Origin of the sequence: Mesorhizobium helmanticense, assembly GCF_003034915.1 — a bacterium.
GTDB lineage: Bacteria > Pseudomonadota > Alphaproteobacteria > Rhizobiales > Rhizobiaceae > Mesorhizobium > Mesorhizobium helmanticense.
The window spans coordinates 1-16,701 of sequence record NZ_PZJX01000018.1; the positions used below are offsets into that span (position 1 = coordinate 1).

General features: G+C 60.3%; 9 protein-coding genes and 1 pseudogene. 3 read left to right on the top strand and 7 right to left on the bottom strand.

From position 1 onward, the window contains the following. Positions 1–1,206, bottom strand: a pseudogene (locus C9427_RS07765) (OmpA family protein); the annotation flags it as partial. 6 nt (positions 1,207–1,212) lie between these two features. Continuing rightward, complete coding sequence (locus C9427_RS07770; RefSeq protein WP_107648554.1) at positions 1,213–1,878, bottom strand: coiled-coil domain-containing protein; 666 nt, start codon at positions 1,876–1,878, stop codon at positions 1,213–1,215. 901 nt (positions 1,879–2,779) lie between these two features. On the opposite strand from C9427_RS07770, the gene C9427_RS07780 reads away from it, so the two are divergent. Further along, positions 2,780–5,641: a trifunctional glycosyltransferase/class I SAM-dependent methyltransferase/polysaccharide deacetylase gene (locus C9427_RS07780; protein WP_107648555.1), complete on the top strand. Its 2,862-nt coding sequence runs from the start codon at positions 2,780–2,782 to the stop codon at positions 5,639–5,641. Positions 5,642–5,654: 13 nt separating this feature from the next. Here the strand turns inward: C9427_RS07780 and C9427_RS07785 are convergent, their stop codons facing one another. Together C9427_RS07785 and C9427_RS07790 are read right to left on the bottom strand one after the other, a co-directional pair. Next, a complete protein-coding gene (locus tag C9427_RS07785; RefSeq protein ID WP_107648556.1) occupies positions 5,655–6,335 on the bottom strand; it encodes a redoxin domain-containing protein in 681 nt (226 codons plus the stop codon). A 19-nt stretch (positions 6,336–6,354) separates the two neighbouring features. Then, entirely contained in the window at positions 6,355–9,645 is a 3,291-nt protein-coding gene (locus C9427_RS07790; protein ID WP_107648557.1) for an ATP-binding protein, read from the bottom strand. A gap of 356 nt (positions 9,646–10,001) precedes the next feature. Here C9427_RS07790 and C9427_RS07795 point away from each other — a divergent pair, with 356 nt between their 5' ends. Beyond that, on the top strand, positions 10,002–11,756 hold the full coding sequence (locus C9427_RS07795; RefSeq protein ID WP_107648558.1) for an adenylate/guanylate cyclase domain-containing protein: 1,755 nt from the start codon (positions 10,002–10,004) through the stop codon (positions 11,754–11,756). Between the two features lie 440 nt (positions 11,757–12,196). Here C9427_RS07795 and C9427_RS07800 read toward each other — a convergent pair whose 3' ends face one another. From C9427_RS07800 to C9427_RS07810, 3 genes are all read right to left on the bottom strand, one after another. Beyond that, the gene (locus tag C9427_RS07800; RefSeq protein WP_107648559.1) at positions 12,197–13,582 is read right to left on the bottom strand and encodes a hypothetical protein; all 1,386 of its coding nucleotides are present in this window, start codon (positions 13,580–13,582) and stop codon (positions 12,197–12,199) included. A gap of 46 nt (positions 13,583–13,628) precedes the next feature. Then, positions 13,629–14,144, bottom strand: coding sequence for a GNAT family N-acetyltransferase (locus C9427_RS07805; protein WP_107648560.1), 516 nt, complete (start codon positions 14,142–14,144; stop codon positions 13,629–13,631). A gap of 72 nt (positions 14,145–14,216) precedes the next feature. Beyond that, the gene (locus C9427_RS07810; RefSeq protein WP_107648561.1) at positions 14,217–15,041 is read right to left on the bottom strand and encodes a hypothetical protein; all 825 of its coding nucleotides are present in this window, start codon (positions 15,039–15,041) and stop codon (positions 14,217–14,219) included. A 194-nt stretch (positions 15,042–15,235) separates the two neighbouring features. On the opposite strand from C9427_RS07810, the gene C9427_RS07815 reads away from it, so the two are divergent. After that, entirely contained in the window at positions 15,236–16,651 is a 1,416-nt protein-coding gene (locus C9427_RS07815; protein WP_107648562.1) for an adenylate/guanylate cyclase domain-containing protein, read from the top strand. Positions 16,652–16,701 lie beyond the last annotated feature (50 nt).

A 16,701-nucleotide genomic window follows, 5' to 3' on the forward strand; every position in this document is an offset into this window, starting at 1 on the left:
CGTTCCGGACAACAGCGACTGCGGGTCGGCGGCAAGCGGATCTCTTAGGCCGGAAATGTAGAAATGTCCGCCCTTGGCCGTTTGTTGGGCGACGATGATTCCCGGTTGGGCCTCAAGTCGCGACACATAGGCCTGCCAGCGCTGCCCGGATTGCCAGGAAAGAACGAACCAACCGCCTGCCGGAATCAAAACCAGCAGGACTGCAGCCACCGCCAACCACGGAAATCCCTGGTCTGATTCCTCCTGCTTGAGTTCAACGAAGGTCCGCAGTTGCGTCTCTACGCCGGCCAACTGCGAACTGTCGCCGTCAAATTGCTCTAAAGCCTGTGAGCATTCATCGTGGATGCGAAGCAATACATCGCGAATTATTTCATGTAGTTCCTCTGGTGGATTTCCCCGGATCACCGCAACCAAGGTCGCATACGGTCCAACTTCCGACCAGAGACGAAGCTCCCCGAAACGAATAGTGTCCAGGCCGCCCTGTTCTTTCTCGTTAAATGAGTCCCTGGCAAAATCCTGAATTGCGCTAAGCATCGAAGAAATTAGCTGAGGGTCTTCGCTCGTCGCGTTTTCGGCAGCTACATGCGTAATCAAAAGCCCGGAATTTCGGTTGATTAGAAAGACATGTTCTACACGATAAACGAGAGAGTGCTTAAGAACGACTTCTGAGAAGCTCGTACCTGTTTTCCAAGATTCGAATCTCCACTTAAGTCCACGCCAGGTAAATATATACCTTAGAGACTCATTCAGGGACTGAAAGGTCTGGTCGATCTTTTCACCGATCGACTTGCGAATAGCCGGCAGGAACACCGGGTATAATATGTCCGTCAGTGTGCGCGGGTTCTTCTGGATGGACCGTTGCACAGCCCTCTCGACAGCCGGCGCAAGGGCCTCCCCGAGTTGGGCATGAGACGCACGTGCGGTTGCACTGGGGAGAACGCCCCCCACTGCAGTGGCAAGCTGCTCGGGTTCGTCGAGCAGGTCCGTAACGCGTGAAAGCTCCGAAATTTCGCGGCCGACCAGCAGCTGGCGCAACGTTTCCATGCGAGGATCGGCGGTTGGGACTCCGTCGAAACGCGCACGATAATCCGGATCGACATTCCGGGCAATTTCAACCAAAAGGCTAGCCAGAGCCTCGCGATCAATCTCTGTATCGTTCGAAGCTGTTCTTTGAGGAAGGCTGATTGGGTCGACGGTCGACGTCAAGTCCGATCAACTCACTTTCCAGCTACGCTCCGAGTTGCTCTTGCTGCCGACGGTATCCTGATTCAGGCATTTTGCGACCTCGACAAACAGGCCGGCCAAAAGATTTCGGTCGGTCTTGACGTTGCTGAGATCGGAAAACATCTTCTCGATCAGCATCTGAATGCTTTCATTCTTTTGCTTGATTTCCTCACGCAGCAATTGATCGCTTCGATTTACCCGGTCCGCAACTTCGCGCTCGAGCTCGCTCAATTGATCAGACAACGCGCGCACCTGCTTTTCAAGCGCCTGATTTTGTTCGCGAAGATTCCGGTCAATCTCCTTGTCGGCCTCGGCTCGCGCATCTTTTTCGTTACGCAATTGCGCCGCGAGCGATTCGACCTGCTTCTTTGCATTTGACTCATACATTTCAAGATTGCGCTTGGCCTCGGATTCGACATCCTTGAAGCGCTGCAAGAACCGTTCTTCAAGCTTGGAAAAACGGCGGTCATAGTCCTGCATCTGGTTGCCGAACAGCAGATCACGTATCTTGTCGACACCTACAGCGTCGCCGGCTCCCCCGCTCTCGCGAGCCTGGACCGCCATGAAGTTCAGCCCGTTTCCTTCTGCATTACTTATCAGATTTGCGTCCGCTTTATTTGCTGGAGAAGCGGTACTCGAAGATTCCTTGGCCATCTCTTTGCCCCAATTGCCACAACCCAGAAACGGATCAGCATGTCAGCAAATTACCCGGTCCGCAAGCCGGAATCTTCTTGACCTAAACCGATTCATGCGTCCCTTTTACATCTCCTGGACTAGCAGCAAAAGCACGCGTTCCGATTGATGTCGCTCTAGTACCTCTTCGTGATAGCGGCCATAACCGGCTAATCTAATTGACCATTGGACGAAATCCACTATCGAAATGAGTAATACAATGTCAGGCTATAGCTACTGGAGTGCAACTAAGTATCGCAGAACCATTAGAAACATCTAAATTAGCTGGGCCTGGCGGTGTGCATACTGCCTCGCGCCCGGCTATATACTGAGACGACCAGCTTCCGATGCGGGCCCAACGGTAGAAGGAAGGTCTCCTTTCGCACAGAGAATGGCTGTCCGATAATGCCCCTCGGAATCGAGGGGTTTCGGTCGATAGGAGGAGAGCAATCGTCCCAATAACTGCAGTCATTCACACCAGGCTTCAGTGGGCTTGCATTTATTGCGCCCCCGATTGCAAAAGACGTCAGTTTGCCATAGCCATTGCACTCATACGGTGCCAGGGACCGCGGCTTGTGGTCATGGCGCCGATTCCGGGGATCGACATGAGTATGCGGCGTGCTTGCTTTGACGTGCATCTGCGACAGCTGGCGCCCAAGCTCGGCGGCACGGATGCGAATGCTGCGCCAGGCTTCCACCATCTGTAGCACGACAGGAGCAAGCTCGCTCAGCAGCCAAATGGTGGCGTCGCGACGGCTCGGAAGAATTCGCAGAAGTCCGTTTGGACGCGGCGCCCCTGAGGACCGTTTTCCTTTACCAGGAAATCGCCGGCTGTGTTCCGAGACTCCTGTTCTACCTTCGAACCAGGCGCGGGTAAGACGGCGTGGCGCATAATCCCTTGGTTTCAATCGTGGTTCCTGCGCATAACGCCGAGGCAACGCTGGCGCGCGCACTCGATTGCCTTCTCGATCAGGAAATGGTGGATTGGGAGGCGATCGTCGTCGACGACGCCTCCACTGACCGCACCTCCGCGATCATCGCCGGTTATGTGGAGCGCGATGCCCGATTTCGGACGTTGAGCTCTTGCGCCTATAGCGCCGCCGGCGCGCGCAATAGCGGGATTTCGACAGCGCGCGGCCGCTGGCTGATGTTTCTGGATGCGGACGATTGGGTGGATGCCGGCTTCCTTGCGAAAATGCTGGCCGCACTGAAAACCGCTCCCGATGCGGTGGCGGCCTATTGCGGTTCCCGGCGCGCGATGCCCGATGGCGAACTTACCCCGCCGAGCATCTCGACGGAGGTTGCGACCCAGCCCTTCGAAACATTCGCCCGCCGGTGTGCCATCGCCACTCACGCGCTGCTGGTCGACCGGGAGACAATTGTCGGGTTGGGCGGTTTCGATGTGTCGCTGCGCACCTGCGAGGGCTGGGATCTGTGGCAGCGCCTCGCGCGTCTGGGCAAAAATTGGGTGATGGTCGACGAGCCGCTCGCTTTCTATCGTATCAGCCCCAACGCGCTCTCCCGCAATTCGACACAGATGCTGGCAGATGCGGAAATCGTGATCGCCCGCGGCTTTTCTCCTGATCCCAGGGTCAAACACCCGGCATCGGCTCATGCCGATGGAGCGATCGAGGCGAACGGCGGCACCGCCTCCGAGGCACTCGCGTGGTTCGCGTTGTGGAACGCCGCGTCGGATTGCGGCAGCGGCTCGCGCTCGATCGACCCGCACTCCCTGCGCGCGCTCCCGGCAGGACGTAAATGGGCGCGTGAGATCGCCAAGGTGGTCGTCGATGGCCTAATGGTCGGAAGCCTGTCGGTGCCAGCGAAATTGGCTGCCAGTTGGGACCGGTTCGGGGGCTCCCTCACTGAGTTGATCCTCGAACTCGGCAAGGTCTGGGACAATCCCGCAACGGGTCGCCGCGTACAGTATCAGCTTGAGCAAATGCTTCTCGACGTCGACGACCTTGCCGCGCCGCGCAGACTGGCGCGGACACTTGGAATTCGCGTCGACGCTCGAAATCCGACCACGGTCGAACTTCCGCAAGGAATCGATCAAATCTATGCCTACCTGATGATGGATGGCCAGATCGAGGCTGTCGTGCAATTCGGCGTACTCGGGACAGTGACAAGGGACTATTGGATCGAATTGATCCTGAATGTCGTGCCCCCTGAGCGGCTTGAAAGCCGGTCCGATCCGGACAGTCACTTCGGTAAACTCGCCCAATTGGCCGAGGAATCGCGGGAGCTGGTTCGGTCGAGCGCCGAACCTGCGGAGCCTCCCACGCCGCCGCGCCGCGCACGGGCCATGCACGATAAGGATCGCACGTCGTTCTGGAATGGCTATTTCGCGACCGAGGATCCCTGGAACTACGGTTCGTCCTATGAGCAGGAAAAGTATGAGCGGCAGCTCGAAATTCTGCCTGCCGGTCCTATCGGACGGGCGCTTGAGCTGGCCTGCGCGGAGGGCCACTTCACGTGGCAGCTGGCGCCGCGAGTGGGCCATCTGACTGCAACTGACATCTCCGCCATAGCCGTCGAACGGGCCCGCGCGCGATGCAGCGATCAGCCGAATGTTGAGTTCGGCGTCCTGGATTTCTCCGCGGACACGCTGCCGGGTGAGATGGATCTGATCGTCTGTTCGGAGGTGTTCTACTATCTGGATGATCTCGCCGAGTTGCGGCGCATCGCCAAAAAATTTGTTGAGGCGTTGGCGCCTGGCGGTAGTTTCATCAGCGCACACGCATTCGTGCTGCGTGACAATGTTGAAAGGACGGGCTTCGACTGGAACACATTCGGTGCACAAGCGATCTCGCAGACGCTGGCAGCGACCGAAGGCCTCGTCCTCGAGCAATCGATCCAGACCGAGCTCTATCGCGTAGACCGCTTCCGCCGCCTGTCACCGGACGACGTGGCGACGGAACCGATGATAGAACATATGCCAATCCGCGCGCCCGTCGGAATCGGGGTCGCGCGAAATATCGTCTGGGGCGGGGCGAGGGCCTTGCGCCGCGACGTCGCACGTAGCGAGCGGCGGCAGCGTATCCCTGTCCTCATGTATCACAGCGTCGCCGATGATGGTCCGGCTGCGCTCGCCCGTTTTCGGCTCACACCCGCCGCATTCGCCAGCCAGATGGCATGGCTGCGCGCCAATGGCTTTCACACGATTGGGTCCGAGCAGCTGGAAGGGTCCATCGCCAACCGTCACCCTTTCGTTGGCCGCCCAGTGCTCATCACCTTCGATGACGGCTTCCAGAACTTTGCCGACCATGCCTGGCCCATCTTGCGCGCGAACGATCTGACTGCGGAAGTGTTCCTGGTGACGGACCTGGTGGGTGAAAGTGCACAGTGGGATGCCGACAGCGGTCCGCCGACGCGGCTTATGGACGCCGGGACGGTGCGCCGCCTCGCCGCCGAAGGTGCGTTCTTCGGAAGCCATCTGGCGACGCATAGTGCGATCGATGGTCTGTCGAGCTCTGACCTGGCCGCCGAACTCCTGCGCTCTCGTATGTTCATCGAACGGTGGACCGGTCGGCCAACCACGTCGTTCGCGGCACCCTTCTCTGTCACCGACCGACGGCTTGGCCGGCTGGCCAAGGAGTGCGGCTATCGGATCGGCTTCGGCCGCAAGCACGGGCCGGTGGACCTCGATTGCGATCCCATCGACCTTCCGCGCATTGAAATTCGCGGGGATCGCTCGCTCGATGACTTTGTTGCCAAAGTCGAGGCCGTGCTCGAATTACGGTGAACTTGTCAGTTCATTATTGGGCGACTTGAGACACCGCTGACATCAGCTCCTGTGGGCTTGGCGCCCCAAACATGTATCGCCCACCCTCTGGAACCTCCGTGAAGCTCCAGCGGACGATCCCCTGCCGGTCCAGCAGGAACTGACCGACCAGTTGTCCGTGTCCCGTTGCCATCATCTGCTCGTCGGCTTCGGTCACTTCGTAATTGTCCTTCTTGTTGAGGATTTCGCCGGCCGTCATAGGATCCATCGGACCGGGTAACTCGCCTGGTATGTCGACCCGCATATCCTGTGCCACTGCCATCGCGACCTTGTACGGCCAATTCGTCTCCTCTTGGGTGAATTCGAGATTGGGCAGTCCAAAAGCACGATGTGAAGCGCGCTCCGGGTCGGAGGCGGCCAGCAGATTCGGCATCGGATGGTAGCGGAAATAGAGACGCGCCCGTTCGATCGGCGTGTTGACCACCGTCAGGCTGCCCACACCCTTTTCGCGCAGCTGCGGATCAAGCCGTGCCTGGGCGGCGATATGGCGCCGGCAAAACGCACAATGCAGACCTCGAAACAGGCCGACCAGCACCGGTTTTTGTCCGCGAAAGTCGTCAAGCGCAATCTTGCCTTCCTGGGTAATGGCGTCGAGTACCAGGTTGGGCGCACGGTCGCCCGGTTGAAGCGGTACCAAGTCACTATGCGAGGACATTTCCAACCCCCAACCCCGGCTAGTCGAGAAAAGGCAGCACCACAAGCGCTTCCGGGTCGAGCCCGTGCTGGGCGCATATTCCCTGCGCCAGGGAAAAGTAGCGTTCGGCCTCGGCCAGATTGTCGAGGTCGAGATTAAGCGTTGCAAGCCCATCATAACACGGAAACAGCAGTTGGGGTTCGCTCGTTTCGCGGGCTACGTCCAGTGCTTCGTGGAACAATCCAACCGCCAGTTCCGGACGGCCGTTGCACTGGTGGATCTGCCCAAGCACGATCAACGGCACCGGCAGGTGCTCGCGCTGGTCGAGCGCCCGGTCGATCTCGATGGCCTTCTCGGCAGCGGGCACGCCCTCCGTTGGACAGCGATCCGTGAAAGTACAACAAGCCACCGCCAGATTGGCGAGGAGGCGCGCCTGGAAACCCAGATCACCAATGTGGCGCGCCACTTCAAGACCGCGCCGGCAGACCTCCATCGCCTTTGCCGGATCGATGGTCGTGTAAAGCACGCCGAGATTGGTGTAACCGCGGCAGGCCGCGCCCAGCAGACCGGCGGCTTCGGCCAATTCAATGCTGCGCTCAACCTGACCCACGGCTTCACGGTTTCGCCCAAGCCGAGCCAGCGCAACAGCCTTGGTATTGAGTGCCTCGGCGGTCACGAGGGTGGCATCCTCGGAGACATGTTCCGTTGTCAGAGTGTGTACGCAATCCAGCGCCGCGTCTGCCCATTTTGCCGCGAGAGCGTGATCTCCGTTGCGGAACGCCTGTCGGCCACGTTCTTGCCAGAGATGCGCCTGCTCGATCGGGGCATCCGCTCCATCGAGGAGCGCTGCCGCTTCAGCATAGCGAGATTCTGCGCTGTCCCGCTTGCCGACGTCCCAGAGCAGCCGACCGATCTTGCGCAAAACGCGCGCCGACGCGACACGATCGGCTGACTCGCGGTATGCCTGCAACACCGCCTCGTAGTGGCGGTGCGCGATCTCGCGGCGGCCTGCCGGGCCGCTCAAATCGGCAATACGCTCTGCAATTGCCAGTTTGAGCGGTGTTTGCCCGATCGCGCCCAACGCAGTCAGTGCTCGCTCGTAGAAACGAAGGGCGTCGTCGTTGGCGTATATCATGCGAGCGCGATCGCCCGCCGCCTGCAGGTAATGCGCGCCCCTCTCTCGCTCGGCGCTCTGTGCGAAATGATGACCGAGCACGGTCAAATCCTCGAGCCGTTCCGGCTTGTCGCCGCACAGTTGCTCCAAGGCAGCACCGACCCGTCCGTGAATGTCGGTCCGGCGTTGCAGGAGCAGATTCTGGTAGATCACGTCCTGCAGCAATGTTTGCGTAAAGCGGTAGCTTTGCGACGAGACCGAGCCTGATCCGGCAACTTCCTCGATGATTTCCGCATCGCAAAGCAGTTCGCAGCCGGCTTCCAGCCGGCCGGGGTCGGCTGTCACGGCTTTCAGGAGCGTGGCATCGAAGCGCGGGCCGATTACCGCGGCTTCCTGGGCCAACCGGCGCACCTCTTGCGGCAGCCGGTCGACGCGAGCAAGCAACATTGCCTGGATGGTGGCGGGAATGCCGGTTGCGACTTCGCCTGCCGCGGTCCGCCATTGCTGGCCCTCGCGCATCAATACACCGCGATCGATAAGGCCGCGAACGATCTCCTCTACAAAAAGGGGGTTGCCGCCCGCGCGCTCGAGGATCTGGTCGAGAAGCCCGCCTGCGGAGTTTACCCAGCTTTCGCCGAAAAGCGCCGCCAGCAGGCTGCGTCCGTCATCACTGTTGAGCGGCGAAAGCCTGAGCGCAGTATGACTGACCCGACTTGAGTCGAGCTGGCCGCTGTCCGGCGCCGGACGATGCGTGACCAGCAACATCAACCGCGTGCGTTCCAACCTGTCCATCACGAAACGTAGTGCCTCGAGCGACACGGCGTCGGCCCAGTGCAGGTCTTCTACGACAATCAACAGCGGCGACAATGCAAGCCGCCGTTCGATGATTGTGCGGACTGCGTAGAGAATTTGCCGCCGCAGCTGCTCGGGCTCGACATGCTGCAAGGTGGCATCGGGGTCGCCAAGGCCAAGCACATGGTAGAGCAAGGGCATCAGCCGCTTCGCCTCCTCGCCCTGCAGGCCGAGATCGGTAAGCAAGCCTGCGAGCTTCCCCCGCATTTCGTCCCCATTGTCGTTTTGCATCATCCCGGCCGCGCTGCGCACCACTGCGCCCAGGGCGCCAAATGATTGTTCGCCCAGCGGTGAGCACGTGGCCTGCCGCACGGCGACGTTGCGAAAACGATCCTCGTCGCCGATGCGGGCGACGAACTCCTTCACCAGTCGCGATTTCCCGATACCGGCTTCTCCGACGAGGCGGACGAGTTGGGCCGAGCCGCCGCAAGCCTGGTCAAGGCTCGCCAGCATTCTATGGAGCTCCGCACCACGACCTATTATCGGCGCGCTGAGGCCGAGCGCCTCGAGCCCACGCGCTGCACGCGGCGCCGCAAGCGGTGCATCCAGTCGATGGACGAGCACACTGCCAGCCTTGCCGCGAAGCACGACATCACCCAGCGACTCGTAAGAGAAGGCATGCCGGGTCAGCCTGTGAGTGAGTTCGCCTACCAGCACCTCACCCGGTGCGGCCAGCGATTGCAGGCGTTGCGCCGTATTCACTGTGTCGCCGGTCACCGAATAGGATTTGGCGGTGCCGATGCCCAATCCGCCAGTAACGACCGGACCAGTGTTTATGCCGATGTGGAGTAACAGAGGCGAGCCGGAGTGGGGGGTGCTTTCGCCGAGCCGCGCCGTCCGGGCGATCATGTCGAGAGCGGCGCGAAGCGCACGTTCCGGATCGTCCTCATGCGCAACCGGCGCACCGAACAAAGCGAGCAGTGCATCGCCGATGAATTTGTCGACGAAACCACCAAAGTTTCGCACGGCCGTCGTCAATTCCTTGAACAGTTCGTTCTGCAACGCTTGCATGACCTCGGGGTCGAGCTGCTCGCTGAGTGTCGTGAAGCCGCAAAGGTCGGCGAACAGGACCGTTACCGTCCGGCGATCGGCGTCGGAGACAGGATGCAGCCCATCTTCGCTTTCGATGTTCGCAAGCAGCGACGGCGTTCGAGAAGAGGGCACAATGGTCCGGCTTGGTGTCGGAGCAGGCCGTTCGACGGCCTTTGCGGGCGCACCGACGCTTGCCCCGCATTTCGGACAGAACTCGAAATCAGGTGCGCAGGGGTAGCCGCAACTGGCGCATGGCACGGGCTGGCGCCTGCCACACCTCGGACAGAAAGCGTAACCGCCCTCGACCTCGAAACCGCAGCCCGAGCAGTCCATAGGACCAGACCTCACTAGAGCATGATGCCGAAAAGTGTGTAGCGGTTTTCGGACGACATCATGCTCTATCTCTTTAATTTAGAGGCGGATTCAGATTTCAGGTCGAATCGACCTGAAATCATCCGGCTCTAGGGGCCGTGACGGCGTGATCCCGCTACGCACTTCACGGCCAGGGTGTTCACAAGCATGAACCGATAGCCGACGACCGGCAAGCGGCAGCGCAAATGGGCATCGAGCGACCCGTGTGGGTCCGGTGGCAGAGCGCTGCCGATTCGGGCGGCTGCGTGGCCGTCGTTTGCGAAAGTTTCCTCTTGCCCTCGGTCTTCCTGCTATCCTAGCGGCGAGGAGGTTGCGCGATGAGCGAGAATCGCAAGCTAGCCGCAATCCTGGCTGCGGACGTAGTCGGATACAGCCGGCTCGCCAGCGAGGACGAAGACCGTACTTTGGCTCGGTTGCGTGCACTGCGCAGCGATCTGATCGATCCGACCATCGCCGTGCACAAAGGTCGCGTGATCAAACGCACGGGGGACGGGGCGCTGGTCGAGTTCCGCAGTGTCGTGGATGCCGTGCGTTGCGCCATCGAGGTGCAAAACGGCATGGTCGAGCGCAATGCCGGTGTGCCGCAAGACCGCCGCATCGAATTCCGTATAGGCGTCCATCTGGGCGACGTGGTCGAAGAAAGCGACGGCGACCTGATGGGTGACGGCGTCAACATCGCCTCGCGTTTGGAGGGCGTCGCGGCGCCTGGCGCCATCTGCCTCTCGGAGGATGCCTATCGTCAGGTCAAGGCGCGGCTCGACCTCTCGGTCACCGACCTCGGCAACACGCAGCTCAAGAACATCGCCGAGCCGATCCGAGTCTATTCTCTTCAGGTTGGCACCGCTAGGTCGCCGACGACCGCAACGTCAGAATTTGCAACGAGCCATCGGACCGGGTCGGTGCCGCCAAAGCTGTCGATAGCCGTCTTGCCGCTGATCAACATGAGCGGGGATGCAGAGCAGGCGTTCTTCGCCGACGGGCTGACGGAAGACATCATTACCGATCTATCGAATGTGCCTGGGTTCTTCGTTATCGCCCGCAATTCCACCCTTACTTACAAGGGCAAGTCCATCGACGTGCGCCAAATCGCCCATGATTTAGGGGTGAGATACATCCTTGAAGGGAGCGCGCGTCGCTCGGCAGAGCGTCTCCGGATCAATGTCCAGTTGATTGATGCTGCGGGCGGTGGAAATCATGTCTGGGCTGAACGCTTTGACCGCGATCTCGCCGATATTTTCGGCGTTCAGGACGAGGTCACACGACGCGTTGTTGAAGCGATTTCTGGCAAGCTTGGTGTCAAGAATATTGTTGCCCGTTCCCGACCGTCAAATCTCGAAGCCTATGATCTTTGTGTTAGGTCGCGAGGCAAATGCAACATTTCGAGATCAGACAACAGTGAGGCGTGCGCTGATTTGGAACGTGCCGTTCAAATCGATCCAAACTACTGCGAAGCGCACAGCAATCTTGCCATCTCACTGCTATTTGGCTGGATGTTATGGGGAGAGCCACAGATACCCGGCCGCGCAAAGGCTCTAATGCACGCGCAAAGAGCCGTGGAAATCGATCCCGGCGATTCCCACGCTCGCAGGATCCTAGGCTGCGTGCAGCTTTATGAGCGCAATTGGGATGAAGCAAAATTCCAATTCGATGCTGCCGTTCGGCTAAATCCCAACAATGCAGATGCGGTTGCATGGATGGGTGAGCTTCAAATCTACTTAGGCAACCCGCAAGCGGCGCTGATAGCTTGTGAAGAGTCGCTGCGTTTAAATCCTCGTCCGCCCGGTTGGTATTTCTGGATCATGGGAATGGCGCAAATTTCCTCCGGTCACTACGAAGAAGCTGTTGGGTCCTTGAGCCGGGACGAAACCTACGGGACGGGTTCGAGGGAGGCCCTGATACCCGCGCTTGCCCTTGCCGGCCGCGTTTCTGAGGCACAGGAGGAAGCCCGCCTATTTCTTGCTGGGAATCCAGACTGGAAAATCGCTGATTTCACGACGAACTTGCCCTTTATAAGTATGACAGCTGCGGAGCCCTTCGTCGATGGCTGGCGTCTGGCTGGCCCGCCAGACTAAAACGCTGGTAAGCGGTCCCGTTTCCGAAGGCGGTGGCGATGCCCCTTGCCGCTCGCGCGCCTCTACGCCTCGAAGCCGAAGGACAATCGCACGCCGTTGGGTTCGGCGAAGCCCGCCAGGCCGGCACTGATGCCGTCTCCGATCCACGACAGGTCGAGCTCGCGGTAATATCGATGCGGAGCTAGGACGCAGAGGCGTATGTCCGTCGCTTCTATAAGTTTCCTTCCACTATATCCAAGTGAAATCCGATCTCGGCGGCTTAGCAGCCAGACGAGGCCATGTCAGGTCAGGCCTTGAACTGCAGCCGATCGCGATGGACCCTCCGCGACCGTTTGTTTGCCGTTTGACTGCCACGAACCCCATAGCTGCAGACGCCAGAGGCTCACCGATAGTCGCCGTCGCTTGCGGTTGCGCACCAGAAATAAGGCCTGAAGCGAGGCTTAGGTCGCCTTGATCCCTGCCTGGCCGATCTTGCGCCATCGGGCGTTTTCGCGAACCAGTTTCAGGTCGTCGGTCGTCTCGGCAAATGTCCGCAAACGGTATTGCCGGAGCAGGTCCGGGAATAGCGCCCCTTCCGGCAGGCCGGCAAGCTGCTCGCGGACCGAGATCTTTTCATCGATGACCCGCATGCCCCAGGCATTTTCCCGAACCTGCAGCTCCGCAGCCAGATCGCGCTCTTCCGGCGCGTTTTCATCTAGCGCAGCCAGCAGGATCGAGTGGAAAAGCGCGACATAACCAATCTGCCTCAGGCCGCCCACAACCCGCACGCGCGGCAATATGGCAAGGACGAGGAACATCAGGAACAAGTTCGGCAGCAGCACGCCGTCCAGCAGCGCCTGCTTGAGACGCGGCCGTTCGAACGGGATGGAAAGACCGTGCGGCCTGTCAGGTTCGATCAGGTGCCCGTTCTCGAGGACGAGCTTGCGCACGCGCTCCTCTCGGATGCCCCAGAAATAGGCCGTGGCATTGGGCAGGAATCTGCCAAATGGGCTCGATGCGGCCTCTTGCAAGGCACGTTCGAGACGCTGGCGTCTTGCGGGCTCAATGAGCAGCCTGGAAAGAAGGCTGCCGTCATGGTCCAGATGCCGCGCCACGGCAGAAGCGGCGAGCCGATCATCGATGAAAACCGGCAGGGCCATGCCGGAACGATCCCAATTGGCGACCAGATCCTCGTTGAGGGCTGTCAGCGCATCGGCGGCGGTCCCAAACACCTTGTCCTGGCTGGCAAGCAGCGTACCCAGCCAGCGGCTGGCATCCGTTTCGTCGCCCACCGCTTCGAGCGCGCGCTTGTTTAAGGAGACGGGACCGGCCACGCAGGCGCTTTTGCGGCACAGTTTGTGGCGCCCGATGCCAAACAGGTTGACCTTGTCGTCGCCGACATCGAGCCATCCCGGTCCCTCCCGGCCAATCGTCTCCATGGTCATCGTCGTTCCCATGAAGCCGAAGAAGGTCGACAGCCCGTTTTCGACCGCGCCGAGCCAGGCAAGCAGGAGGGCATCGAAGGTGATCCGGTCCATCAGAAGCAGGCAGTGCAGGCCGGACTGAATCACCGGTCTGTGCTCGAACTCGTCGAGGGCTTTGCCAATCTCTTCCGGCTGCATGATCACACCAAGGCGCTGATGCAGGACTTCGCGCAGGATCGAGCGGGCAGCGATCGCCGGGCCCGATACAGGCCTTGCCACCGGTCGCCACAGATGGCGGGCGTAATCGGAAACCGGTGCATTCCAGTTCTGCTCGATGTCACGCACAACTTCCGGGCAGAGCAGCGACAACACAGCCAGAACTTCCGCTGGAGGCGCAGGGGTTGGGTCAAGGACGGCTGTCATTGGTCTCGTCTAGCCGCTTGCGGTGCGAACGCCAAGACAGCGCTTCTCAGAACCGCAGCCGGGCCATGCTCAGGAGGTCGTGGTACTGTCCGTCGGTAAAACCGGCCTTCACATGCCGGCCTTCGACCTCGAAGCCGTGGCTGGTGTAGAGACGGATGGCCGGTTCGTTGTCGGCGTAGACGCTCAATTCGACCCGCTTCAGGGCGCGCCAATTATCGGCCACGTCAAGCAGCGCGCCAAGTATGGCAGAGCCGATACCCTTGCCGACAAAGCCATCGTCAAGGCCGATATTGATCTCGCCGATATGCGAACGGCGCGGCGAACCTTGCACAACCAGGCTGCCATGGCCGACGACCTTGCCATCCAACTCGGCAACGATCCAGGTGGTTTCCTGGCCGGACTTGGCGATGCGCCGCTCCACCTGCTCCACCATCTCGAAGGGCATCCTGAGCGTGCCCCAGCGAAAGCCCGGCATGTTGAAGATAGCGCAAAGCGCCTCCGCATCGCTTGCCCGAACGGCCCGGAGCTGCGGTTGGATTTTCTCGGAGGATAGCGAGGTCATGGCTTTCCCGGCAAGGCATCGGTCCGGCACGATGCACCGGACGTCACCTGAAAATCCAGCTGTCTGTGCAACTTATGATGCCGATTGCGGGCTGAAAACCCCGGAGGCGGTGTAGAGTTTGAAGGCGCCGCTGATGCCGATCCAACCGAAAAGGGCGAGCCAGCACAATGTCCCTGTCGCCGTCCAGTCGATCCGGTGCACCACAGCGTCGGTGATGACGAGGCCAAGGATGGCAAGCAGGCCAACCAGAAACTGCGCCAGGCCGAGCACCAGCAGTTCCTCGCGCGGCGCGCTTTTCCAGACGAGATATGTGCCGCCCGCACCGGCGAGGAAGATGGCGCTGTAGACCTGAGCGTGAAAGGCATCGATCGGCCATGGCCAGAAGCTGCTAAATGTCAGGGGCAACAGCAACAGGCCGACGCCATAGAGCCCGAGGAACGCCGCTTCCACCGGCATGTAGCCGCGCCATGCGGGGTTTAAGGTGACGCCTTTTGCAGAAGGACGGCCCCTGGTCCGCCACAGGAACAGCCCGGATACCGCTACTGAAGCAAGATAGACCAAAAACCAGAGCCAGGGCGCTTTGCGCCCGAAGTTGAAATAGCCGAGGTTGATGAACGAAGCCACCGACACGATGACGGTGAAGATGAAAGCCATGACGAGCACGAGCCTGCCGGGCGACCAGCGATTCCAGACCAGCAGCGCCGCCATCACGGCCATTTCGGCGGTGTAGAAACCGCCGAGGAAGCGGGCATTGAACGGCGTGACGGCCCAAGGCCAGCGCGGCTTGACCAGCACCGGCGCGAAAAACAGGCCGGCGCCTACGATCAGCACGATGATGACCACCACCGAGAAAAGGCGCAGGGCCGCGGGAAATGGCGGGTTGTTAAGTGTCGGCATGGGAGAAAGTCCCAAAGATGAATGGCCCATGGACCCATCATAGTGCCGCTTGCGGCCGGTGAAAATCCGCCGAATGGAAATTGAACTGTCACCAGGCTTATCTATTCGAATGGCCGTACGATCCGTTTCGAAGTAAGATGGAGCATCTCGGACCAAAGACGCCTCCGGGGCGAATTTTTTCCGGAGCCTGCACGATGAACGAAGCTCAGGATCTGTTCTCGCTTCTGCGGCAATCGACCGATGTCGATCCGCAGGCAATCGATGCGATCAAGCGAACCATCGCGGAGGGCAAGGACCGCGAACTTTGCCGCATCAATGTGCCAGCCTTCGCCAGCAAGCATGGCCTCGACGAGGAACGCGCCATAAGCGCCTTTCTCCATGCGGCACGGGTGGGCATCTTCGACATTTCCTGGAATGTTCTGTGCCCCGGTTGTGGCGGCGTGCTCGACACAAATGCCACGCTGAAAACCGTGCAGAAGGACGAATACACCTGCGCGCTATGCTCCGAGGGCTATTCGCCGACTCTCGACGAGATGGTCGAGGTTACATTCACCGTCAGTCCCCGCGTGCGCAGGATTGCCGCCCACAATCCGCACGAACTGCCGTTGATGGAATATTTCCGCCAGATCTACTGGGCGTCCGGCGTCGATCTGCCGGAAGAGGATTTCGCGAAGAAGATAGAAGCGTTCTCGCTGGAGGATATCGAGCTTGCCCCCGGTGAAAAGGCGGTTCTGCCCATACAACTTCCGTCCGAATTCATCATCGTCTTCGAGCCGGTCACCCATTCAGTGCAGTTCATCGACGGGAAGGGCGAACCAACAAAAGAGCGCCGAAGCCTCTCTTTGGTCTTCGACCGCGACCATGTCCAGAACCAGACGCTGGAGATGCAACCCGGCCCGTTGCGCATTTCGCTGGAGAACAGGACCGACGCCCGCGTGCTACCGACGGTCTTCATCGCCGGCCAGCTATTGCATGATTTCCTGGGCAGACGCCGGCCCTTCCTGACCGCCAAGCGCCTGCTCACCAACCAGACGTTCCGCAATCTCTATCGCACGGATACGCTCGACATCAACCAGCGCCTGAAGATCACCAGCCTGACCTTCCTGTTCACCGACCTGCGCGGATCGACCGAGCTTTACGAGCGGGTGGGCGATCTTTCGGCTTTCGATCTCGTGCGCGAGCATTTCCAGGTTCTGCACGAGATCGTCGCGGCGGAGGCAGGCGCGGTGGTGAAGACGATCGGCGATGCGGTGATGGCGACCTTCGCGACGCCCGATCGAGCAATTGCCGCGGCCCTCAGGATGCGCGATGCCATGCGTGCGCTCAATGACAAGAGCGGGCGCGAGGATCTGCTGCTCAAGATCGGTGTCCATGCCGGCCCCTGCATCGCCGTGTCCATGAACGAGCGGCAGGACTATTTCGGCCAGACGGTCAACATTGCTTCGCGGGTCCAGAACCTTGCCAACGCACAGGCGATCTTCGCCACGCGTGCGGTGGTCGAAGACAATCTCACCGCGGATCTGTTGCACAGGAACGCGCTGACGCCGGTGCCTCATGAGGTCTCGCTGCGCGGCATTGAGCGGGAGATAGCAGTCTATACGATCCCCTGAAGACTCGGCCCCGAAGAGAAGGCCTGGGCCCCTGAAGATTTGGGCCGTCT